The 22,085-nt window shown below is 70.2% G+C and carries 19 protein-coding genes; 13 read left to right on the top strand and 6 right to left on the bottom strand.

The window, feature by feature from the left end:
- The first annotated feature begins 141 nt into the window (after positions 1-141).
- The 3 genes from J1M41_RS08110 (at position 142) to galE (ending at position 3,356) form a co-directional block, all read left to right on the top strand.
- Positions 142-1,113 (top strand): glycosyltransferase family 2 protein, encoded by a 972-nt coding sequence (locus J1M41_RS08110; RefSeq protein WP_113914020.1) that lies wholly within the window; start codon positions 142-144, stop codon positions 1,111-1,113.
- Between the two features lie 321 nt (positions 1,114-1,434).
- The gene (locus J1M41_RS08105) at positions 1,435-2,400 is read left to right on the top strand and encodes a glycosyltransferase family 2 protein (protein WP_158530779.1); all 966 of its coding nucleotides are present in this window, start codon (positions 1,435-1,437) and stop codon (positions 2,398-2,400) included.
- Complete coding sequence (gene galE, locus J1M41_RS08100) at positions 2,397-3,356, top strand: UDP-glucose 4-epimerase GalE (protein WP_113914022.1); 960 nt, start codon at positions 2,397-2,399, stop codon at positions 3,354-3,356. Before J1M41_RS08105 ends, galE begins: the two co-directional genes overlap by 4 nt.
- Positions 3,357-3,359: 3 nt before the next feature.
- Here galE and J1M41_RS08095 read toward each other — a convergent pair whose 3' ends face one another.
- Both J1M41_RS08095 and J1M41_RS08090 read right to left on the bottom strand, forming a co-directional pair.
- Entirely contained in the window at positions 3,360-4,298 is a 939-nt protein-coding gene (locus tag J1M41_RS08095; RefSeq protein ID WP_206451525.1) for a glycosyltransferase family 2 protein, read from the bottom strand.
- A 51-nt stretch (positions 4,299-4,349) separates the two neighbouring features.
- A complete protein-coding gene (locus tag J1M41_RS08090) occupies positions 4,350-5,339 on the bottom strand; it encodes a glycosyltransferase (RefSeq protein WP_206451524.1) in 990 nt (329 codons plus the stop codon).
- 103 nt (positions 5,340-5,442) lie between these two features.
- Between J1M41_RS08090 and J1M41_RS08085 the strand changes: the two genes are divergently transcribed.
- Both J1M41_RS08085 and J1M41_RS08080 read left to right on the top strand, forming a co-directional pair.
- On the top strand, positions 5,443-6,330 hold the full coding sequence (locus J1M41_RS08085; RefSeq protein WP_206451523.1) for an alpha-1,2-fucosyltransferase: 888 nt from the start codon (positions 5,443-5,445) through the stop codon (positions 6,328-6,330).
- Between the two features lie 36 nt (positions 6,331-6,366).
- Positions 6,367-7,233: a hypothetical protein gene (locus J1M41_RS08080; protein ID WP_206451522.1), complete on the top strand. Its 867-nt coding sequence runs from the start codon at positions 6,367-6,369 to the stop codon at positions 7,231-7,233.
- A gap of 27 nt (positions 7,234-7,260) precedes the next feature.
- Here J1M41_RS08080 and J1M41_RS08075 read toward each other — a convergent pair whose 3' ends face one another.
- Positions 7,261-8,115 (bottom strand): hypothetical protein, encoded by an 855-nt coding sequence (locus J1M41_RS08075; RefSeq protein ID WP_206451521.1) that lies wholly within the window; start codon positions 8,113-8,115, stop codon positions 7,261-7,263.
- 107 nt (positions 8,116-8,222) lie between these two features.
- Between J1M41_RS08075 and rfbB the strand changes: the two genes are divergently transcribed.
- From rfbB to J1M41_RS08060, 3 genes are all read left to right on the top strand, one after another.
- On the top strand, positions 8,223-9,218 hold the full coding sequence (gene rfbB, locus J1M41_RS08070; protein ID WP_206451520.1) for a dTDP-glucose 4,6-dehydratase: 996 nt from the start codon (positions 8,223-8,225) through the stop codon (positions 9,216-9,218).
- 13 nt (positions 9,219-9,231) lie between these two features.
- Positions 9,232-10,665, top strand: coding sequence for a sugar nucleotide-binding protein (locus J1M41_RS08065; protein WP_206451519.1), 1,434 nt, complete (start codon positions 9,232-9,234; stop codon positions 10,663-10,665).
- Positions 10,666-10,760: 95 nt separating this feature from the next.
- A complete protein-coding gene (locus J1M41_RS08060; protein ID WP_206451518.1) occupies positions 10,761-11,516 on the top strand; it encodes a hypothetical protein in 756 nt (251 codons plus the stop codon).
- A 169-nt stretch (positions 11,517-11,685) separates the two neighbouring features.
- Here J1M41_RS08060 and J1M41_RS08055 read toward each other — a convergent pair whose 3' ends face one another.
- A complete protein-coding gene (locus tag J1M41_RS08055; RefSeq protein ID WP_206451517.1) occupies positions 11,686-13,092 on the bottom strand; it encodes a polysaccharide biosynthesis tyrosine autokinase in 1,407 nt (468 codons plus the stop codon).
- A gap of 314 nt (positions 13,093-13,406) precedes the next feature.
- Here J1M41_RS08055 and J1M41_RS08050 point away from each other — a divergent pair, with 314 nt between their 5' ends.
- From J1M41_RS08050 to pth, 3 genes are all read left to right on the top strand, one after another.
- A complete protein-coding gene (locus J1M41_RS08050) occupies positions 13,407-14,570 on the top strand; it encodes an O-antigen ligase (RefSeq protein ID WP_241247855.1) in 1,164 nt (387 codons plus the stop codon).
- A gap of 185 nt (positions 14,571-14,755) precedes the next feature.
- Positions 14,756-15,370: a 50S ribosomal protein L25/general stress protein Ctc gene (locus J1M41_RS08045; RefSeq protein ID WP_036340557.1), complete on the top strand. Its 615-nt coding sequence runs from the start codon at positions 14,756-14,758 to the stop codon at positions 15,368-15,370.
- 7 nt (positions 15,371-15,377) lie between these two features.
- The gene (gene pth, locus J1M41_RS08040) at positions 15,378-15,953 is read left to right on the top strand and encodes an aminoacyl-tRNA hydrolase (RefSeq protein ID WP_206451516.1); all 576 of its coding nucleotides are present in this window, start codon (positions 15,378-15,380) and stop codon (positions 15,951-15,953) included.
- 45 nt (positions 15,954-15,998) lie between these two features.
- Here pth and J1M41_RS08035 read toward each other — a convergent pair whose 3' ends face one another.
- Both J1M41_RS08035 and J1M41_RS08030 read right to left on the bottom strand, forming a co-directional pair.
- Entirely contained in the window at positions 15,999-16,574 is a 576-nt protein-coding gene (locus tag J1M41_RS08035) for a phosphotyrosine protein phosphatase (protein WP_206451515.1), read from the bottom strand.
- Between the two features lie 83 nt (positions 16,575-16,657).
- Positions 16,658-17,185, bottom strand: coding sequence for a DUF2505 domain-containing protein (locus J1M41_RS08030; protein WP_206451514.1), 528 nt, complete (start codon positions 17,183-17,185; stop codon positions 16,658-16,660).
- A gap of 184 nt (positions 17,186-17,369) precedes the next feature.
- Here J1M41_RS08030 and J1M41_RS08025 point away from each other — a divergent pair, with 184 nt between their 5' ends.
- Positions 17,370-18,428, top strand: a complete 1,059-nt coding sequence (locus tag J1M41_RS08025; protein ID WP_206451513.1) for a MauE/DoxX family redox-associated membrane protein — start codon at positions 17,370-17,372, stop codon at positions 18,426-18,428.
- Entirely contained in the window at positions 18,425-22,081 is a 3,657-nt protein-coding gene (gene mfd, locus J1M41_RS08020) for a transcription-repair coupling factor (RefSeq protein WP_206451512.1), read from the top strand. Before J1M41_RS08025 ends, mfd begins: the two co-directional genes overlap by 4 nt.
- Positions 22,082-22,085 lie beyond the last annotated feature (4 nt).

Genomic DNA, 22,085 nt, shown 5'->3' with positions numbered 1-22,085 from the left:
TTAGCGTGAGTCATGAGTGGGTCTCTTCTGGCAGGTGGGTGGTGTAGGAACCTCCATCCTGCGGGGCGGGGCCCACTCGTCTCATCTCAGCCCGGTACCCATGTCAAGAACCTCATGACCCACAACAGTTAGCATCACAGGGTGAGTGAGAAACCCGTACGCCCCCGCATCTCTGTGGTCATCCCCGCGTACAACGCCGAGCGCTTTCTGCCGCTTCAGCTCGAGGCTCTCGATATGCAGTCGGACGCCCCGCCGTACGAGGTCATCGTGGTGGACAACCGGTCGTCGGACGGGACGGCCGCCCTCGTCGATCGACTGGTCGAGGAGGTCTCCTATCCCCTGCGGCGTGTCAGTGCTGACCAGCACCAGGGACCCGGCTATGCGCGGAATGTGGGCGCGGCCCACGCGCGCGCCGACCTGCTCATGTTCGCCGACGCCGACGACGTGGTCTCACGTTGGTGGGTGCGCAATGGTGCGCTGGCCTTCGAGACCTCCGTGCTCTGGTCCGGTGGCGCGCGGTTCATGACGGACGAGGAGATGATAGGTGGCGTCGAAGACATCCGGCGCGCGGCCGGTGATTCTGATGCGTGGTCACCACCCGAAGCTGCGGACGCGGACGAAGCCTTTCCAGTGCTCATGGGTGGGGATTTCGGAGTCACCCGTGACGTATTCCTCCGGATCGGCGGCTTCGACCACTCGCTCGGCGGCGTCTACGAGGACAACGACCTCGGTATCCGGGCCCATCTCGCCGGCGTCGTGATCGACCACGCGCCCGATGTGCGCATCGCCTTCCGCGGCAAGTGGGACGAAGGGTTCCGATCCCGGCTCGCCCGGCGATCCGCCCGGTCTCACGCTCTGGTGGCTCACCGCTATGGCCTCACCCGGAGGTCCCACTTCCCGAATCCCTGGGGGGAACTGGCTCGGAGCGCCGGCGCTGCTGTGCTGATGGCCGCGGGCAGGAAGAACCGCGACTGGGAGGGTGTCCGCCTACGGGCTGCGACGGCGCTCGGTCACGCCCACGGGACGGTCAAGTACCAGTGGCTGAAGCGGTCTGTCCCTCCGCAGATCGGCCTCGGCCTGGATTCGGCAGACGCGTCGGCGGCGCACCGGTGAGGTCCTCGGGAAAGTCAACCGCACGGCGGCTGGCTGCTCATGTCGTCCGATCGTCCATGGTGCTTGACCGGCATCGTCACGGATTCTTTTGCCGGCCTGGCCTCCGCGGCGCGGGGGATCCCTGGCTCTCCGGGGGGTGCCAATTCCGGATCCTCAGGACGCTGTCGCGAGAGCGAAGTCCTTCCTCAACGAGGAGGTGTTCTTCGACTGCGGGGGAGTCATCCGCAACGCCAACGTCGTCACCGGGAATCTCGCACCGCACGGCGTCTACGCCGGTGTGCCGACGACCCGCAAGAAAGCCCTCCCAGGAGCAGGAGAACAATGACCCACCCTCATGAGCCCCTCGCCACCGTGGTGATCCCTGCACGCAACGCCGAGGCATGGATCGGCGAGCAGCTGCAGTCCCTGGCCGAGCAGGTCGACGCCCCGCCGTTCGACGTCGTCGTCGCGGACAACGGCAGCACGGACGGGACCGCCCGCACTGCCGCAAACGCCATGGTGCCGTTCGAGGTAACGGTCGTGGACGCATCGCAGGTGGCCAGCGCGTCGCATGCCCGCAACGTGGGCGCGTCACTCGCGCGCGGGGAGGTCCTGCTCTTCTGCGATTCTGACGACCTCGTTGGACTGCACTGGGTTCGAGCGCTGCACCACGCAGTGGCCACGCATTCCCGTGTGGTGGCTCGGGGCGTGCTGGAACATGGCCGCTTCAATGGGCCGGACGTCCTGGCGGCGTATCGCATCGATCTGAGCGACGACGTCCGGACTCACCCCGGCGACCTCGCCGTCACGCCCGTCACCGGCGGCTTCGCGGGCTACCTGCCCACCGTGCCGGGTTGCAACTTCGCGATCCGGCGTGAGGACTACCTGGATCTCGGAGGGATGGACCCGCGCTATCCGGGCGGCTCAGAGGAGACGGACTTCGTCTGGCGCGCCCAGGAAGCGGGCTGGGCCGTGGTGCAGGTCCCCGGTGCCGTGGTCCACTACCGCCTGCGTTCAACCCAGCGGGCGATCCTCCGGCAGCAGCGGAACCAGCAGCGCGGGCGCATGTACCTGTGGACCCGGTTCCGTGACCGCGGCATGAACGGGCCGAGCGTCAAAGCATCCGTGCTGGCGTTGGCCAGGCAGATCGGACGCGCGCCCGGCGCGGTGGCCGACCCGGCCGCTCGGCTCGCCTGGGCGTACACCACCGGTGCCCACCTCGGGGCCCTGGAAGGGATGGCACGCTACCGGTTCCGCCGCACGCGGCGCCCGGACTCGCCCGTGACGGTCGAGGAGCAGCAGGCGTGACCTGGGTCGTCACGGGAGGGGCCGGGTACATCGGCGCGCACGTGGTGCGGGCGTTCCAAGCGTCCGGGATGGACGTGGCCGTCATCGATGACCTGTCCACAGGCCACCGCCGTTTCGTTCCCGAGGGGGTTCCCTTCTTGGAGGCGGACATCACAGCGACCACATCGGTGGCCCATTTCCTCCGCGCCCAGCAGGCTCGGGGCGTCGTCCACGTGGCCGGCTACAAGTACGCCGGTGAATCCGTGAGGTCGCCACTGCTGACCTACCGCATCAATGTGCAGGGCACCGTCAGCGTGCTCGAGGCGATGCAGTCTGCGGAGGTCGGCTCCCTGGTCTTCTCCTCGTCGGCGGCGGTCTATGGAACGCCTGAATCGGAGGTGGTCACGGAGGACACCGCGCTGCGCCCGGAGTCGCCCTATGGGGAGTCCAAGCTCATCGGAGAGTGGCTGCTCGCTGACCAGGGAAGGGCTGCCGACCTGAGGCACACGAGTCTGCGCTACTTCAACGTCGTCGGTTCGGGGTCGCACCAGGTATGGGACTCCAGCCCGCACAACCTCTTTCCGCTTGTGTTCGACGCACTGCAGCAGGGAAAACGGCCCCGCATCTTCGGGGACGACTATCCGACGGAGGACGGCACCTGCGTCCGGGACTATGTGCACGTCTCCGATGTGGCCGCCGCCCATGTCACCGCCGCACGGAGGCTGGCCGGCGGCGACCCCGTCGAGCCGGTCTACAACCTCGGGTCCGGTGCAGGGACCTCCGTGCGCTCCATCATGGACACGGTTCGGAAGGTGACCGGGGTCAATGTGGAACCGCTCGTTAAGGCTCGGCGCCCCGGCGATCCTGCACGGATCGTGGCTGATGGCTCCCGCGCGGCGCGAGACCTGGAGTGGCGTATGCGGCATTCGCTGGAGGACATGGTCCTCAGCGCGTGGCGGGCCCGGGCGGGCCGCTGAGGATCACACGTCATCCCACCGGGTCGGGGCGTCGCTCCGTAGCGCGCGCAGCGGGCCGCGGGGGTACCAGGCGGCATCCGTCAGGGGTTCTCCCGCCAACAGGGCCGCCCATGCCTCACGCAATGCGTCGTCGTCGAGTGATCCCAGGCGTCGCCAGTGGTAGGCAAGGTCCTCCGAGGTGCCTGCGAGCGCGATCGCCGCCGCCCCCTTGCGGTTCTTCCGGGCGAACTGATCGAAGGACCGCCACGGAAGGTGGAGAATGCGGAGCCCCTCGGCCCGAACCCCCGGGCGGAGAACGTCGTGGTTGCCCATCTGGATCACAGCGCCATCGCGCGGGGTGAAGGCCACCTTGACGTCGAAGTGCGGCGTGGGGTCGAGATCGAACGCGGAGCCGTCAGTACGAGGGAAGGCGTTGAACATCTGCGCACGCAGGACAGGGGCGTCCGACGCCTCCAGGGCCTCACGGAGGGAGCCATCCTGTCCGAACCAGAACTCATCAGCGTCGAAGGGAACCACCCGGGTGGCGCCCGCGCCGGAGACCAGGTCGGCAAGCCGGGTCATCTTCGCCGACTGCACATACGCAGGTTCAGCGTCGTCACCCACGATCAGCCCGGGGATCTCCGCGGACAACCGACGGAGGATCGTTCCCGTTCCGTCCTCGGACAGGTTGTCCACGACCACGATGTGCTCGATCCCCTGACCCGCGAGGTGCCGAATGGACCGCTCGATCACGTCCGCCTCGTCGCGCACCATGGCGATGGCGCACGGCCCGGTCATGGCGGGAAGCGGGGGAAGCTCGAACCCGGCCGTAGCCATCTCGTACTCCCGGCGAAACTGCTCGGAGCCTCTGAGCTCGCGGGCTTGCCGGATCAGCTCTCGGTTCCGTTGTGCGAGGAAGATCTGGTGCTTGGCCTTGCGCGCAAGGCCCAGAGGGGTCGTCACGGGCGGCTCCTAGTGATCAGAGGGTGCAATGGGGCGGTCGGTGGCGTGGCGTCATTCCACCATCTTGAACTCGCGCGCGAGGTCTGGGGTAACGGGCCAGCCGAGGGTGGTGGTGAGGTGATGCAGCCGGTGGCGCCAGTCGATCGTGGCCCGCGCCCGACGCTGCTGTGCGGTGGCCTTGGCGGCACCCCAGGACTCCGCCGCCTGCTGCAGCGCTGGCCAGGCCTCCGCGCGGTCTTCGGGGGAGATCTCGAGCGTCGCCCCCGGCCACAGCAGGTCTGTGGCGGTGGCGGGGGCCGTTCCCGCCACCAAGCATCCCGCGGCCAGCGCGTCCATCCAGCGGCCGGTCACGTACTCGCGGGTCGGGTGCGTGTAGGCCGCGGGGCTCACACGATTCGAGAATGCCAGGACCACCTTGGCCTCGAGGAGCGCCTGGCGGACGTTCTCCTGGTTCGTCAACGGATCGGCCGCCGCCGGGGGCCGTCCGCGGAAGGACAGCCCGTGCCGTTCGGCGTCCTTCGCCGTGACGGCGTCGTCGTCCCAGGCCGACGGTTGCCGCCCGAGCCGTAACAGGTCGATCGACTTCTCCCCGGCGACGGGCTCGAAGGCCAAGGTGTCCGCTCCCCAGGGGAGCACGTCCACGGGCCGCCCGGTGCGGTCTGCCCATTCGTCGACGAGGTCGGGGTCCGTGATGAACAGGTGGTCGAAATGTGGGCGATGCTTTGCAATCCCGGCGATCCGGTCAGTCCAGAAGGAGTCGATCACCCACGCCGTCGTGGATGCGTACCCGGGGAACCACAGGTGGCGACGAGCCGCGAAGGCGAGCGCGGCCGGGTTGCCCGCGATGACCAACAGGCGCCGTCCGCCGGCACGACGCCCCCGGGGGAGGAGCACGGCGCCGCGCTCGACTGCCGAGGCCCGACCGCGATCATCGATCTCCGTCAACGTCGCCCCGAGCAGGCGTGCCGTGAGGTGAGCCAGCTCCGCCACGGGGCCCCACCCGGTGCCTCCGGGACGGATGTAGACGACGTCGACGCTCATGCCTTCCAGGGTAGGCGGGGGTGGGACGTCTGGCCGCCGGGGGCAGTAATCTGGCGAGGGTTTGACCTCCGCCTTCTTCGAGAGAGGTCGGGACAGGAGAGCCATGCGACTTCCTTCAGCCAGAGACATCGCCGCCGGTGCCCTGAGTGGCATCCGCCGGGCCGATCCGCCGGTGATGTGGGGCGCTGAGCCGATGAACGGCGGCAACTTCCTGTACCTGTGGGCCACCGCGTGGGCGCGCCGTCGGGAGACCGGGCGGCCGTGGCTGGTGCGCTTCAAACCGAAGATGGAGCCCTGGCTGGCCGAGTTCCCGGCGTTGGACGCCTTGACCGTCATGGAGTCGGACGTCGGATTCCGGCAGGAGCGCACGGTGGAGTGGGGGCAGCAGACCTACCGTGATTGGTTCTTCCAGGATCTCCGCGACTTCTCCCGGGAGCTGCTCCTGGCCAGCGCGTCGTTCCAGGGCCGGCTCGAGCGGGTTGAGCGGGACGCTGTTGTGGTGAACGTCCGTCGCGGCGACTACTACTCCAATCCCACGTTCCGTGCCCAGTTCGGTTTCGACATTGCCGGATACGTCCGTGCAGCGGTCAGCAGGATCCCGTCCCCGGAGGTCTCGTCCTTCATTCTCGTCTCCGACGACGTGCCGTGGTGCCATGAGAATCTCGGCTTCCTGTCAGACCTGGCGCCGGTGGGGACGATTCCGGGCCCGCACGACATGTTCAATGACCTCGCGCAGATCGCCGGCGGTCGGCACCTGATCCTGGCCAACTCCACCTTCTCCTATTGGGGCGGCTACCTTGCGAGCTCCCTGCCGCCGGAGGAACGCGCCCGCTCCGTCCAGGCACCCCTGCATTTCAACCGTCTCTACGCACGCGGGGAGTCGCCGCTCCTGCTGCCGGAGTGGCGAGCTGTCCCGGAGGACGAATTCATTACCTCGTGCCCGGAGGCGGCCCCGGACCTCAGGAGAATCGTCGGCGGCCGGGTACCCTGAAGGTCCTGGAGTCCACACGTACGGAGGAGATGACAGATGGCCAGCGTTCTCCATGCCGCTCGACAAGTGAAGCATGCCGGATTCGTGGCGTTGAAGAAGGCGAAGTTCGCGGCAGGAGAGGTCAAGGACGTGGGCTATCGTGGCGCCACCGCGCTCCGGCCGTACGTCTTTGATGCCGGCCACTACCCGCTGGATTTCGTCAGCCTGGACACTCCGGACCCCGTCGGCCCGCCTCAGGCGGAGGTCCCCCGCGTCATCTGGTGCGTATGGAGCGGTGACAATCCTATGACGCCAAATCGGCTGGAAGCCATGGATTCTATTCGAAACACCACTCCTGGTGTCGAGATCCGCCTCGTGACTCCAGACAACTTGGAACAATGGGTGGTTCCAGGACACCCATTGCATGAGGCATACCCCTACCTGTCCAATGTCCATCGCTCGGATTACCTTCAGGCCTATCTCCTCCATCATCATGGCGGCGGGTACACGGGGGTGAAGAAGCATCCGACGCCGTGGACATCCGCATTCGAGACAATGGATCGGGATCCAGAGGCATGGGTTGTGGGATACCAGGTTCCCCGCTCCGCAGAATCTGCGTGGTTCGAGGGACGTCTCGGGCGAGATGTCCGCCGGAACTTCTCCCGCCTCGTTGGGCTTGGCGGCATGGTAGTTCGGGCCAATACTCAACTCACCTCGGACTGGCTGGGTGAGGTGGAGCGACGCCTCGATTATTACACCTCACTTTTGAAGCGCTCCCCGGGGAATGTATGGGGAGATAACCCTAGCTACCCTATCCCCTGGACGAAGATCTGCTCGCAGGTGTTTGAACCTCTGTGCTTGCGGCATTTGGACAGGGTGAGAATCGACCCCGCGGTGAAGCCACAGCTCTGGGGCCACCGGTGACTCCCTTCTCCAAGGTCACATACTGTCTCAGCGGTAGGCCTCGTCCGGCGGGGTGAACCCCTTCTCCAAACGGATGTGGTCATGGTGCTTGAGGGAGAGGGGATAGGCGATGTCAGCGAGGATCTGGGTCCATCCCACGGGGTACAGGTCGATCTCGTCCCGCACGCCTCCCGGGTTGTCCCTCAGAAGAGGGAGGAAGTAGTCCAGGCGCCGTTCGACCTCGTGGAACCACTCCGCCGTGAAGGGTGAGCGGGGGCGCGCGATCATGGCCATGGTCCCCATGACGCTGGCGAAGTGGATCCGCAGGTCCCGCTCCATGTGACCGCCATACGGGGGGATCCTCCCCTTGGAGTCCTCGGGATACCCGAGGACCCACGCCTCGGGATCGCTGTTCAGGCGGGTGAACTTGTCCGCCCATGAACCCGCAGGGGCCTTGAGGTCCATGTATCCGCCGCCATGGTGGTGGAGAAGGTAGGCCCGCAGATAATCCGAGCGGTGCGTCAGGGACAGATGCGGGTAGGCCGGGTGCAGAGGATGATGCTCCACGATCCAGTCATGCAGCGTGCCCGGAGTCACCAGTTCGACCGGGACCCCGACCGTCGCGCGGATCCGGTCCAGGTTGGCAGAGCGGATCGACGGCATCTCATTCATCCCCGTCCATAGAACGAAGACCCGTTCTGGCGCCGGCAATACCTCCTGTATCGGCTCATCGAAACGCAGAAAACGATGAAGTGGGTAACGGTAAGGGTTGAATTTCAGCGGCTGGAGACGCTGTGCCGTCGAATTCATGAACGCTCGGGCCTGCTGTACCGACGCCTTCCTGAGAGTCCAGGCCTGGTGCTTGGCGCTGCGGGCGGCCTGGAGCACCTTCTCGTCGGTCATGGTCATGATTCTTACCGTTCCTCTCGGTACGGCTTACACAGACCATCTGACACGCCCGGCGAGTGGGGCCCATGCCCGCTACAACTACTCCCCGATACCCTGACCCCATGCGCATCCTCGTCACCGGCGGCGCCGGGTTCATCGGCTCCAACTTCGTGCACCACCTGGTCCGCCACACGGACCACGACGTCGTCGTCCTGGACAAGCTGACCTACGCCGGCAACCGGGAGAACCTCGCCGGCCTGCCGGAGGACCGCGTCACTCTCGAGGTCGGGGACATCTGCGACGCGGCCCTGGTGGACCGCCTGGTCGCCGAGTCGGACGCCGTCGTGCACTACGCGGCGGAGTCCCACAACGACAATTCGCTGAACGATCCCTCGCCGTTCATCCAGACGAACATCGTCGGAACCTTCGTCCTCCTGGAGGCGGTGCGCAAGCACGGCAAGCGGTTCCACCACGTGTCCACGGACGAGGTCTACGGCGACCTCGAGCTGGACGATCCGGCGAAGTTCACCGAGTCCACCCCGTACAACCCCTCCAGCCCCTACTCGGCCTCGAAGGCCGGCTCGGACCACCTGGTGCGCGCGTGGGTCCGCTCCTTCGGCGTGCAGGCCACGCTGAGCAACTGCTCCAACAACTACGGCCCGTACCAGCACATCGAGAAGTTCATCCCGCGCCAGATCACCAACCTGATCGACGGCGTCCGCCCCCGCCTCTACGGCCAGGGCGTCAACGTCCGGGACTGGATCCACACGGAGGACCACTCCTCGGCCGTGCTGCGCATCCTCGAACGCGGCGAGATCGGCCGCACGTACCTGATCGGTTCGGACGGCGAGAGGAACAACAGGGAGATCGTGGAGATCCTCCTCGAGCTCTTCGACCGCCCCGCGGACGACTACGACCTCGTCGCCGACCGCCCGGGCCACGACCTGCGCTACGCGATCGACAACACCGCGCTGCGCACCGAGCTCGGCTGGGAGCCGCAGTTCACGGACATCCGCGCCGGTCTGGCGGACACGGTCCGCTGGTACCGCGAGAACGAGGCCTGGTGGCGCCCGGCCAAGGCCGCCGTCGAGGCCACCTACCGCGCCCAGGGCCAGTGAGGGGGCACCGCTGATGCGCATCACCGAGACCGCCATCCCCGGCCTGCTCGTCCTCGACCTCGACGTCCACGGGGACAACCGCGGCTGGTTCAAGGAGAACTGGCAGCGGGAGAAGATCCGCGCCCTCGCCGCCGGGCACCCCCGCCTGGCCTCGCTCGCCCCGGTGCAGAACAACATCTCCTTCAACGACGCCGTCGGCACCACGCGCGGCATCCATGCCGAACCCTGGGACAAGTACGTGGCCGTCGCCCACGGCCGGATCTTCGGCGCCTGGGTGGACCTGCGCGAGGGGCCGTCCTTCGGCGCCGTCGCCACCGTGGAGCTCGGCCCGGAGAAGGCCGTCTTCGTGCCGCGCGGGGTGGGCAACTCCTACCAGACGCTCGAACCGGACACCGCCTACACGTACCTGGTGAACGACCACTGGTCCGCCGACGCGCAGGGCCGGTACACGTTCCTCAACCTCGCGGACCCGACGGCGGCCATCGCCTGGCCCATCCCGCTCGAGGACGCCGAGCTCTCGGACAAGGACCGCGCCCACCCGATGCTCGCGGACGTCACCCCCATGCCGCCCGCCCCGATCCTCGTGCTCGGCGCCGGCGGGCAGCTCGGCCGTGCCCTCGTGGCCCGCGCCGAGGCCGCGGGGATCCCGGTCGAGGCCCACGGCCGGGACACGTGGGACATGACCGATCCGGTGTCCTGGTCGCGGGAGCACTTCCGCGGCCTGCGCGCCGTGGTCAACGCGTCCGCCATGACCGCGGTGGACGCCGCCGAGACACCCGAGGGCCGGGCCCAGGCCTGGGCCGTCAACGCGACCGCCGTCGCCGAGCTCGCGCGCCGCTGCACCGAGGCCGGCGTCCCCCTGGCGCACGTCTCCACGGACTACGTGTTCGACGGCGCCCTCCCCGTGGGGCAGGAGCACCCGGTGGATCACCCGCTCGCGCCGCTGGGCGTCTACGGCCAGTCGAAGGCCGCCGGCGAGGCCGCCGTGCGCACCGTGCCGCGGCACTGGATCGTCCGCACCTCCTGGGTGATCGGGGAGGGGAAGAACTTCGTGGCCACCATGGCCTCCCTCGCCGAGCGCGGGATCGACCCGGCCGTCGTCGCCGACCAGCACGGCCGCCTCACCTTCGCCGACGACCTCGCCGACGCCCTGCTGCACCTGGTCACCACGGACGCGCCCACGGGCACGTTCCACATGACCAACAGCGGCGACGTGGTCACCTGGCACGACGTCGCCCGGTGGGTCTTCGAGGACACCGGCCACGACGTCGGGCGCGTCTCCGCCACGACCACCGCCGCGTACTTGGCCGGCAAGGCGGGCGTGGCCCCGCGGCCGACGAACAGCGCCCTCGACCTCGGGCCCCTGGCCGCCGTCGGCTACACCGCCCCGGACCAGCGCGAACGGCTGCGAGACCACCTGTCAGAAATGACGGGTGGCACACGCTGATACTGTTGCCCCGGACGTGTCTGCACAGCGGAAATACATCAGGCACACGTAGTCCTCCCGAATCGGCACACGTTGTCTCCCTGGAAGGTCCCGTTATGAACGCTCACTCTGCTTCCACCACCGAGTCAGGCCTCGGCCGGCGCGCCGTCGCCACCGGTCTGGCCTGGTCTGTCCCCGCCGTCGCCATGGTCTCGGCGGCACCGTCCTTCGCCGCTTCGCTGCGCAAGGACCCCGGCATCAACGGCTGGGTGCTCAACTCTCCTGAGTATCACTACTTCTGCCGGCGGTCTCTCGAGGTGAATTCGGCGCCCTCCAACCCGGGCCCCACTCCCGACGGAGCGCCCTTCGGGCTCTACCTCTACGACGTCTCGAAGGACGCCAGCTACAGCGACGCCAAGCTGGTCTACTGGGTGCGTGGCGACCACGTGAAGCAGAACAAGATCACCTGGCAGACGGCCACCGGGCATTCCGCGAAGTGGGAAGGCCCTGAGACGGGTAGGCCGCAGACCAAGGCCGACGGTTTCGAGTACACCCCCTACACCTGGAAGTACACCGGCACCATCGACCCGGAGGACGTCAAGAGTGACGGGCGGCTCTACCTTGAGACCTTCCATGTGAAGGCCGTCAACTTCTCCATGTCCGAAAATGGCCAGTGCCTACCCTTGGACTACTGGACGTACCGGGAGATCGTCGTGGACCCGGACGGGCCCACCGGGCCGCAGCAGCCCACGACCCTGCACTTCGAACGCCGCAACGGGCCGAGCGGCCCCTACCCTCCCCGCGCTCAGGGGCGTTCGGCGGTCACGCCCGATGCCGAAGCCACGGCAGAACTGCAGCAGCTGAGCAGCTGAACCGGGCCACCCGTCCCCGTCGCGTGGGTGCTATCCTGTCCAGGTTGCCCAGGAGAGGGACCGCGCGCCGTGATCGACGAGGCCGCCGCCAGTACTGGCCGGCGCGCACAGACGCAGTGGGGCCCCGCACCGGAAGGTGCGGGGCCCCAGCGCGTGGAGGGGACTGGCGTCAGCCCTTCTTCGCGCGTGCGGCCCGACGGGACTTCTTTCCGCCCTTGCCGGCCGTGCCGGTTCCCTGCAGGTACTTGTCATGGGACTTGTGGTACGTGCTCTCGTACCCGTAGCCATAGGAGTAGCCGCCGCCGCGCTGGGAGCGCGCGACGCCGTTCATGACGACGCCCAGCAGATGCGCGTCCACCGCGGCGAGATTCTCCACAGCCGCCTCCAGGTGGTCCTTGCGGGTCCGCCCCTGACGCACCACGAGCACAGTCCCGTCCACGGCCGTGGCCAGGAGGGAGCCGTCCGTGACGGGCAGCAGGGGAGGGGAGTCGACGATGACGAAGAAGTCCTCCGATGCCAGCTTCAGCAGGGCCCGCATGCGCTTCGAGCCCAGCAGCTCCGACGGGTTCGGGGGCGTCCGGCCGGCGGGGAGCAGCGTGAGGTTCGGGATTCCGGTGGCCGCGAGGGCGTCGTCCGGCTGCACCTCACCGGCCAGCACCTCGGACAGGCCCACGTCGCCTGCCACCTGGAAGAGGTCGTGCTGCCGGGGCCGCCGCAGGTCGGCGTCCACCACGAGCACCCGTTCGCCGGCCAGGGCCAGGGCGCGGGCCAGGTTCGACGCGACCGTCGACTTGCCCTCGGAGGGGTCCGCGCTCGTGAACGAGACGACGCGCGGCGGCTCGTCGACGGAGACGAACTTGAGGTTGGTGCGCAGCGCCCGGATGGCCTCGCCGGCCCGGGGGTCGAGGTCCACGGCCTCCTCGCCCGTGCGGGTCAGGGACGCGTTCTCCGGAACGGCTCCGATCACGCCGGCGCCGGTGATCTCCTTCACGTCGGCGCGGCTGCGCACCTTCACGTCCAGGAGACGACGGAGCACGGCGATGGCGAGTCCCGCACCCAGCCCGGCCACCGCGCCCACGAGGACGTTGCGCCGGGTGTCAGGGCTCACGGGGGCAGAGGGCACGCGGGCGTCGGACAGCGGCACGACCTCCAGCGGGCTGTTCTTGTCCACGTCCGCCGCCACGTCCGCCGTCGCCTGCAGGGCGCTGTTCGCCAGCTGTGCGGCGGTCTCGGGGTCCGTCGAGGTGGCGGTCACCTTGATCATGCTGGACTCGGGGACGAGCACCGCGGAGAGCGAGCCGTCGCTGTCCTGCCCGGTGTCCTGCGCCACGCGTTCCCGCACGGCCTGGCTGTTGATCAGGGCGACGTAGGCCTGAGCCCGGCCCTCGGCGGGCAGGTTGCCGGTGATGAGGCTCTGATCTGCAGCCCGCGCGGCGAGGAACCCCTGAGATTCGGATGCGTAGATCCGGGGCTGCAGTGCGGAGTAGCCCCAGCCCAGCAGACCCCCCACGAGGGCTGCTGCCAGGAGCAGGAGGAGGTTGGCGCGCAGAAGGCGGAAGAAGTCGACGATCGTCACGGAGCACCTCGGGGGTCATGGACGTGGATGCGCGGGCCGTTGTGGCCGAGGCACGCGGGGTCTACGGTACCAACACCTACCGTGCGCTCTGAGGCCCCGAGGACGAGGCCCGCCACCGCGCTACGCTGAGCCGAGTATTGCCCGGCGTCCACGAAAGGTTCCGCACCATGCGCCCGAGCACGCCCCGTGACCGGACGGCTGCCCGCGCCATGGGGGCCGTCGCGCCACCCGAGGCCCGGCCTGCCAGGCGTCACGCCTCACTCGGCCTCGTCCCGGACGGTCAGGCCGCGTGGACCCGCTCCCCGTGGAACCCCTTGGTCACGCCGGCCTCACCGCGGCTGTTCGAGGCCGTGCTGGCCATCGGCCTGGTGATGGATGCGTTCACCGCTCCCGGCCTGCCGATCCCGTTCGCGGAGTTCTCCGCCATCCTTCTGCTGCTCCTCGCCTCATTCCGGCAGCCCCGCCGGGACCTCTCCCACTACGGCGTGCTGGCCCTCGTCGCACTGGCCCTGGTGGCGTATCTCGTCGCGGTGACTGTGCACAACGACCTCGACCCCACGCGTCGCGCCACGAGGATCACGCTCCTGATCCTGCTGATCTACGCCATCGCCAGCGAGAGGATCGACATCAAGGGCGTCCTCTACGGGATGACGGCCGGCGCACTGATCAACGTGCCCCTCTTCTACGCGGGCCTGGCCCCGGACACCTACGGCGGCTACCTCACCGGGTTCCTGGGGGACAAGAACGTCTCCGGCCTCTTCTACGCGCTCCTGCCCGTGCTGCTCGTGGCCACCATGCAGCGCATGGGCCCCAAGCTCCTCGTGCTGGGCGCCGGCTCCGCCCTGACGTTCCTCACCGGCTCGCGGACCTCGATGGCCGGTCTGCTCTGCGCCGTCGTGTGGATCCTCGTGAGCCCCTACCTGGGGCGGGTCCTCCGTATCGCACTCGCGGTCGTCATGGGCTGGTTCGTCAGCTGGGCCGAGGAGAACCTGGCCGACCTCGGCATCTTCGGAGACCGCACCGGCACGGACTGGTTCCGGGCCGAGATCCAGCAGGCGTCCGCGGAGAAGGTCGCGGACACGTCCTTCTTCGGCCAGGGCCTCTCCACAGCATTCGTGGAGCTGGACAACGTGACCATGTTCTTCCACAACTCCTATCTGGGGCTGCTGGTGGAGGGCGGCTGGCCGTTCCTGATCGTGGTGGTGGGCGCCTACCTGTGGCTGTGCCTGCGGCCCTTCGCCCGGACGCACCGATCGCCGTCCCGCGTGGCTGTCGAGGCCGCCGCGCTCATCATCCTGGTGACCTCCCTCCAGCTGGGGGAGGTGTTCATCACGATCTTCGGCGCCGTCGTCCTCGGCTGCGGCCTGCTGCTGAGCGCCCAGGAGGACGACGAATCCCACGGCGCGTCCGCGGGTGAACGGGCTCACCGCCGCAAGCTGGACCGCATCGTGGAGCGGTCCCGACGAGCGGGCCGCTGAGCGCGACGAGCATCACCGGTGCTATCCTGTCCAGGTTGCCCAGGCGAGGGAGCGCGCGCTCCGTGATCGACGAGGCCGCCGCCGCGTGTCAGCATGCTGGCCCGCTGCGGCACTGAAGCCCCCTCCTGGCCGCATCCCGCGCCGCCCCCGGCTGCGCGGCCGAGACCCCCACAGGAGGACGCATCATGTCTGACCAGCTCAAGATCAAGGTCACCCGCCGCACCGACTTCGGCAAGGGTGCCGCCCGCCAGGCCCGCCGTGCCGGCCTGATCCCCGCCGTCGTCTACGGCCACGGCCAGGATCCCGTGCACCTGCTGCTGCCGGCCCAGGAGACCACCCTGGCCGTCCGGAACCCCAACGCCCTGCTCACCGTCGTGAACGAGGCCGGCGAGGAGCACCTGGTCCTGCCCAAGGACATCCAGCGCCACGCCATCAAGGACACCGTGGAGCACCTGGACCTCATCGAGGTCCGCCGCGGCGAGAAGGTCATCGTCGAGGTCACCGTGCATGTCGAGGGCGAGGTCGCCCCCGGCAACGACTACGTGCTGGACTACGTCACCGTGCCGGTCGAGGCCGACGCCACCGACCTGCCCGAGGCCGTCACCATCTCCGTCGAGGGCCGCGAGGCCGGCGACCACGTGTACGCCCCGGACGTGCAGGTCCCCGCCGGCACCACCCTGCAGCTCGAGGACGACATCGTCATCGCCACCGTCTCGGAGGTCGTCGAGCAGGACCTCGGCGACGAGTCCGTGCAGGAGGAGCAGGCCGCCGAGGGCGAGTCCGAGGGCTCCGAGGACTGATCACGCCATGACGACGGGGACCACGCTCATCGTCGGGCTCGGCAATCCCGGGCCCGAGTACAAGCGCACCCGTCACAACGTCGGCCAGATGGTGGCGGATGAGCTCGCCTCCCGCATGGGGGTCGGGTTCACCCGCCACCGGGCCGGCGCCGTGGTGGCCACGGGTCGCCTCGGCATCGGGGGACCGCGGGTCGTGCTCGCGAAGTCCACCGGCTACATGAACGTCTCCGGACGCCCCGTCTCCGCGCTGGCGTCCTTCTACGGGATCGGCTCCGAGGACCTCGTGGTGGTCCATGACGAGCTGGACATCCCGTTCGACACCCTGCGCCTCAAGCGCGGCGGGGGAGAGGGCGGCCACAACGGCCTGAAGTCCATCACCGCCTCCCTCGGCACCAAGGACTACGCCCGCGTGCGCGTCGGCATCGGCCGGCCCCCGGGGCGCTTGGACGTGGCCGACTTCGTGCTGCGCCCCTTCACCAAGACCGAGCAGGACGTCCTGCCGCTGCACGTGGACCGCGCGGCGGACGCCGTTGAGAAGCTCGTCACGGACGGTCTCGAGCCCGCCCAGCAGGCGTTCCACTGACCTCCCGCCCCGCGCGGACGTCCTCGACGGGGGGCAGCCCCAGGCTCAGGGGGTCGGGGTCACGGCACGGGCCAGGGCATCCGCGATGGTCTCCAGCGCGGGATCCATGATCCGGATCATCTCCGCGTACCCCTCCACCGGCCCGCGGAACGGGTCCACGACGTCGAGGGGCTGGGTGGTCGACCGTGCGAGGGCCCGGTGGTGGGCCGCCTCCGCCGCGAAGGCACGCACTCCTCGGCCCGCGGGGATCCAGTCCCGTCCGTCCCGCGCGTCCAAGATGCGGACCAGCGCTGCGAGCTCCAGTACGGTGAACACCCGCGCGACGGCCTGCGGCACCTCCCGCAGCGCGAAGCGCATGTGCTCCTGAGCCGCCGCCAACACGAGATCCGCCTCCGCGACCATGAACGGCTGCAACGCGGCGGGACGGTGGCCTTCCAGCCCGGTGACGCCGGCCTCGGCGCCGAGCCGCACGAGCGGCGGCGGCACCGTCAGGGCCTGGTTCGGCTGGGAGCCGGCGCTGCCGACCTCCACCCGGCCGGGGGCCAGGACCGCCAGCCGGCCCTGCAGGGCCCGGCTCGCATAGGCCGAGCGGCACACGTTGCCGGTGCACACGATGAGCACGGCGTCCGGCGAGGGAAGGGCCCGGCGCCCCCTCCGGGCAGGCGGAGCCGAGCTCGTCGGTGCCGGGCGACGGGAGAACGAGATCAACCGCGCGCGGCTCCGCCGTCACGCTCGAGCCACGAGGACAGCGCCCGGGCCTGACGATTGACGACCTTGCCGACCATCGGCTCGGCCTTCGCCGCGAGCTTCGAGCCCACCAGCGGGATCCGGCAGACGAGGGTGCCGTCCAGGGAGAACTGGGAGCCCTCACCGGCGGCGGTCAGGCGGAGGGAGCCGTCCGCCGTCGCCTTGGCGGAGGGCACGGTGATGGTGGTGGTGCCGGTGCGGGAGCCGTCCGCGGCGGGCGCGTCCCACCGCTCCACCTGCTCCACCTGGAGGGCGGAGCCGATGAGCTTGCGGGCCATGTCCGGGACACGGTCCGGGATGCGGTCCGCGGGCAGGGAGCGCACGGCGGTGACGGTCATCGGGCCCTCCGGGGAGCCCTCCACGGAGAACGAAACCAGGGAGCCGCCGAAGGACTCGACCACGGAACGGTGGAAGTCCTCGGACGCCAGGGCGGCTGCCACGGCCGACGGCGGGTGCGGGATGGACTGCTGAGCGGAAAAGGCCACGGTGTCTCCTCGGGGTCAAGTCGGACCGCGCCCGGCGGGCCGTGAGAGGGCCGGCACCGGTTCGCCGACGGCGATGGGCGTCCAACCCTCACCTTATATGCTGGCCTCCGCGACCCGGGTCCCGTGCACGGCGCCGGGACCGGCCGCGCGACCCCTCGTGAACCCCCTGGAAGGTGTGTCCGCCATGTCGGCACTCTGGGCCGTGGCCCTCATCATGCTCCTGAGCGGGACGGCGAAGCTCCGTTCCGGCGAGGACGTGCAGGCCACGTTCACCCGACTCAGGGTGCCCCGCCCGTTCGCGGCTCCCGCCCTGGCGCGCGCGTTCCCCTGGCTCGAGCTGCTGCTCGCCGCCGCCCTCCTGCAGCCCTTCACCCTGCTGCGTCCCGTCGTCGGCCTGGTGGCCGTGGCCCTCTTCGCCGCCTTCCTCGCGCTCGTGGTCCGGGCCCAGGACGACGGCGTCTCGTGCGGCTGCTTCGGGGAGGCCTCGGCCGCCCCGATCTCCCGCACCACCGTGGTCCGCAACGTCGTCTTCCTGGCCCTCGCCGTCCTGGCCCTGGCCGAGGGGATCGTCTCGCTGGCGGTGCACGGCGCGGGCCTGGCCTGGCAGCCGCTCATCGCCTTCGGCGCCGGGGCGTGGGCGTGGGCCCTGCTCGTGTCCGTGCTGCTCGCCACCGCCGCGTTCCTGGCCGGGCGCGAGTCCGTCCCGGCCGCACCCGACGCCGCCCCGGCGACGCCCGAGGCTGAGGCCGCCGTCGACCCGGCCGACGGTGCCGAACCCGAACGCCACCCGTTCCCGGACGCCGTCGTGGTCGCGGACGGCGAGTACACCGGTCTGCACCGGCTGGTCACGGACGGGGCCGTGGTGGCTCTGCGCCTGTCCACCGGATGCGGCTCCTGCGCGCGGGTGATCGAGCGGCTGGACGAGTTCAAGGACGCGCTCGGGCCGGTCCGGCTGCGGGTCCTCATGCCCCAGCACGCCCCCGGCGCCGAGGGGGCGATCCACAGCGGCGCCGTCGACGCGTCGCTCGTGCTCGCCGACCCGGCCGGCGCCGCCTCGCAGGCCCTCGGCCTGCACTCGTTCCCCACCGCGGTGCTGCTCGGCACGGACCGGCTCACCGCCGGCGGCCCGGTGGGCGGCGCCGACGACGTCCTCGCCTTCCTCGAAGAGATCCGGGAGATCATGACCACCGAACTGCCCGCCGCCACGGACGGCTCCGCCGCCACCCCGGAGGTCCGCGCATGAGCGCCCCCGAGACCACCCCCGTCCTCGCCCCGCTGCTGCCGCGCCTGCGCGCCGAACGCGCCATCGAGGCGGCCGCCGCCTCCGCCGCCCGGCCGCTCGAGGCCCGGGGCGTCGAGCTGGAGATCGGCCTGCCCGACGGCGCCCGCGCGCCCCTGCTGACCGTCCTCGCCGAGGCGCTGGCCGAGGGCCACGGCGAGCGCGCCGCCGTCCTCGTGGTCACCGCGACCACCCGCGAGGCCGAGGACCTCGTGACCGACCTCGCCGCCTGGGCCCCCGCCGGTGCCGCCGCGCTGTTCCCGTCCTGGGAGACGTTGCCCCACGAGCGCCTGTCCCCGCGCTCGGACACCGTGGGCGCGCGCCTGGCCGTGCTGCGCCGCCTCGCCCACCCGGAGGAGCACGCGGAGGGTCCGCTGCGCATCGTCGTCGCCCCCGTGCGCGCCGTGCTGCAGCCCCTCGTGGCCGGGCTCGGCGAGCTGAGCCCCGTGACCCTGCGGACGGGGGAGGAACGGGACTTCGACGGCGTGGTGGCCGCGCTCGCGGACGCCGCCTACTCCCGCGTGGACATGGTCAGCCGGCGCGGCGAGTTCGCCGTGCGCGGCGGGCTGATCGACGTGTTCCCGCCCACCGAGGACTACCCCGTGCGCATCGAGTTCTTCGGGGACGAGGTGGAGCAGATGCGCTGGTTCTCCGTGGCGGACCAGCGCTCCCTCGAGGACACCACGGAGGACGGCTCGGGCCACCCGTCCGAGCTGTACGCGCCCCCGTGCCGGGAGCTGCTGATCACGGACCACGTGCGCCGACGCGCGAAGGAGCTGATCCCGGCCATGCCCGCCGCCGCGGACATGCTGGACCGGATCGCGGAGGGCGTGGCCGTGGAGGGCATGGAGTCCCTCTCGCCGCTGCTGGCCGAGGCCATGACGTCGCTGCCGCGCATGCTGCCCGCCGGGTCGCTGACCGTCCTCGTGGAGCCCGAGCGCCTGCGCGGCCGCGCCGACGACCTGCTGGCCACCAACGAGGAGTTCCTCCAGGCCGCGTGGGCCGGTGCCGCGCAGGGCGCGGTCGCCCCGGTGGACGTGGCCGGGGCGGACCAGTCCGCCGCGGGCGGCTTCCTCACGGTGGCCGAACTCCGCGCGGCCGCGCTCGAGCAGGACCAGGGGTTCTGGTCCGTCACCGCGCTGGTCTCGGACGATGAGCTGCTGCCCGACGCCGCCACCCTGCGCGCCACCCTCGGCGTCCCGCAGACCTTCTCGGGCGACATCGAGGCCATGGTCGCGCACACCCGCGTCCGGCTCGCGGAGGGGTGGCATGCCGTGGTCCTCACCGACGGCCCCGGCTCCGCCCGCCGTCTCGCCGAGCTCACCACGGAGGCCGGCCTCACGGCCTCCGTGGTGGACGGGCCCCTGCCCGCGGACCTCGCCCCGGGGCGGGTCTCCATCGCGACGGCGCCCGTCGGCTCCGGCTTCACGATCCCGGACGCGCAGATCGCCCTGATCACGGAGCACGACCTCTTCGGCCGGCACCGCACCGCGGGCACGCGCGCCCCCGGGGCGCGGCTGGCCCGGAAGCGGCGCAACGCCGTCGACCCGCTGACCCTGCAGCCCGGCGACCACGTGGTGCACTCCCAGCACGGCATCGCCCGCTTCGTGGAGCTGCAGCGCCGCAAGGTCACCGGCGGCCCGCGCACCGCCCCCGGCGCCGAGGAGTCCTACCGCGAGTACCTCGTGCTCGAGTACGCGCCCTCGAAGCGCGGCGCCCCCGGCGACCGGCTGTTCGTGCCCACCGACCAGCTCGACCTGATCTCCACCTACGTGGGCGGGGAGACGCCGTCGCTGTCCAAGATGGGCGGCTCGGACTGGGCGCAGACCAAGTCCAAGGCCAAGCGCGCCACCCGCGAGATCGCCGGCGAGCTCATCCGCCTGTACTCGGCCCGCATGGCCTCGCGCGGCCACGCGTTCGCCCCGGACACCCCGTGGCAGGGCGAGCTGGAGGAGGCGTTCCCGTTCATCGAGACGCCGGACCAGCTGACCACCATCGAGGACGTCAAGAAGGACATGGAGGCGGCCGTCCCCATGGACCGGCTCGTCTCCGGCGACGTCGGCTTCGGCAAGACCGAGGTGGCCGTGCGCGCCGCGTTCAAGGCGGTGCAGGACGGCAAGCAGGTGGCCGTCCTCGTCCCGACGACGCTGCTCGCCCGCCAGCACCACCAGACGTTCTCCGACCGGTTCGCCGGCTTCCCCGTGAAGGTGGCCGCGCTCTCCCGGTTCCAGACCGCCAAGGAGTCCAAGGAGGTCGTCGAGGGGCTCGCGCACGGTGAGGTGGACGTGGTGATCGGCACCCACCGGCTGCTCTCCGACCAGGTGCAGTTCAAGGACCTGGGCCTGGTGATCGTGGACGAGGAGCAGCGCTTCGGCGTCGAGCACAAGGAGGCGCTGAAGAAGATGCGCACCAACGTGGACGTGCTCGCCATGTCCGCCACGCCCATCCCGCGCACCCTCGAGATGTCCCTCACCGGCATCCGCGAGACCTCCACGCTGGCCACCGCCCCGGAGGAGCGCCACCCCGTGCTCACCTCGGTGGGCCCGTACTCGGACCAGCAGGTCACCGCGGCCATCCGCCGCGAGCTGATGCGTGAGGGCCAGGTGTTCTACGTGCACAACCGCGTCACCACCATCGACAAGGTGGCCAAGCGCATCGCCGAGCTGGTGCCGGAGGCCCGGATCGCCGTCGCCCACGGCAAGATGAGCGAGGCCCGGCTCGAGCAGATCATGGTGGACTTCTGGGAGCGGAAGTTCGACGTGCTCGTCTCCACCACGATCATCGAGACCGGCCTGGACATCGCCAACGCCAACACCCTGATCGTGGAGGACGCCCACCGCTACGGCCTCTCCCAGCTGCACCAGCTGCGCGGCCGCGTGGGCCGTGGCCGCGAGCGGGCGTACGCGTACTTCCTGTACGACCCGCAGAAGCCCCTCGGCGAGGTGGCCCTCGAACGCCTCAAGGCCGTGGCCACCCACAACGAGCTCGGCGCGGGCATGCAGCTGGCCATGAAGGACCTCGAGATCCGCGGCGCCGGCAACCTGCTGGGCGGGGAGCAGTCCGGCCACATCGCCGGCGTGGGCTTCGACCTCTACCTGCGGATGGTGGGCGAGGCCGTGGCCGACTTCAAGGGCGAGGAGGACACCGCGCCCGCCGAGGTGAAGGTGGAGCTGCCGGTCAACGCCCATCTGCCGCACGACTACGTGCCGGGGGAGCGGCTGCGCCTGGAGATGTACCGCAACCTCGCCCAGGCCGCGGACGACGCCGCCGTGGACGCCGTGGTGGAGGAGCTCAAGGACCGCTACGGCCCGCTGCCGGAGCCGGTGGAGGCGCTCGTCGCCGTCGCCCGGTTCCGCAACCGGGCGCGAGCCGCGGGCGTCACCGAGGTCATGCTGCTGGGGCAGAACGTGAAGTTCGGCCCCGCCGCGGACCTGCCGGAGTCCCGCCAGATGCGCCTGACCCGCATGTACAAGGGCGCCCAGGTCAAGCCGGCCCTGAACGGCGTCCTCATCCCGCGTCCCAAGACCAAGCCGGTCATGGGTCAGGATCTCGTGGACGTCCCGCTGCTCGAGTGGGCGCAGCAGGTGGTCGACGCGATCTTCGCGCCGGAGGGCTGAGCCG

The organism is Micrococcus sp. KRD096 (assembly GCF_017168495.1).
GTDB classification, from domain to species: Bacteria; Actinomycetota; Actinomycetes; order Actinomycetales; family Micrococcaceae; genus Micrococcus; species Micrococcus luteus.
The sequence above is the reverse complement of the archived record's forward strand: the minus strand, read 5'-3'. Positions and strand labels throughout refer to the sequence as shown.

What these genes read in the sequence shown, in the direction of transcription:
- J1M41_RS08105 (WP_158530779.1), top strand. Translation starts at nt 1,435, where the DNA reads ATGACCCACCCTCATGAGCCCCTCGCCACCGTGGTGATCCCTGCACGC.
- J1M41_RS08090 (WP_206451524.1), bottom strand. Translation starts at nt 5,339, where the DNA reads ATGAGCGTCGACGTCGTCTACATCCGTCCCGGAGGCACCGGGTGGGGC.
- J1M41_RS08085 (WP_206451523.1), top strand. Translation starts at nt 5,443, where the DNA reads ATGCGACTTCCTTCAGCCAGAGACATCGCCGCCGGTGCCCTGAGTGGC.
- J1M41_RS08080 (WP_206451522.1), top strand. Translation starts at nt 6,367, where the DNA reads ATGGCCAGCGTTCTCCATGCCGCTCGACAAGTGAAGCATGCCGGATTC.
- J1M41_RS08075 (WP_206451521.1), bottom strand. Translation starts at nt 8,115, where the DNA reads ATGACCGACGAGAAGGTGCTCCAGGCCGCCCGCAGCGCCAAGCACCAG.
- rfbB (WP_206451520.1), top strand. Translation starts at nt 8,223, where the DNA reads ATGCGCATCCTCGTCACCGGCGGCGCCGGGTTCATCGGCTCCAACTTC.
- J1M41_RS08065 (WP_206451519.1), top strand. Translation starts at nt 9,232, where the DNA reads ATGCGCATCACCGAGACCGCCATCCCCGGCCTGCTCGTCCTCGACCTC.
- J1M41_RS08060 (WP_206451518.1), top strand. Translation starts at nt 10,761, where the DNA reads ATGAACGCTCACTCTGCTTCCACCACCGAGTCAGGCCTCGGCCGGCGC.
- J1M41_RS08045 (WP_036340557.1), top strand. Translation starts at nt 14,756, where the DNA reads ATGTCTGACCAGCTCAAGATCAAGGTCACCCGCCGCACCGACTTCGGC.
- pth (WP_206451516.1), top strand. Translation starts at nt 15,378, where the DNA reads ATGACGACGGGGACCACGCTCATCGTCGGGCTCGGCAATCCCGGGCCC.
- J1M41_RS08025 (WP_206451513.1), top strand. Translation starts at nt 17,370, where the DNA reads ATGTCGGCACTCTGGGCCGTGGCCCTCATCATGCTCCTGAGCGGGACG.
- mfd (WP_206451512.1), top strand. Translation starts at nt 18,425, where the DNA reads ATGAGCGCCCCCGAGACCACCCCCGTCCTCGCCCCGCTGCTGCCGCGC.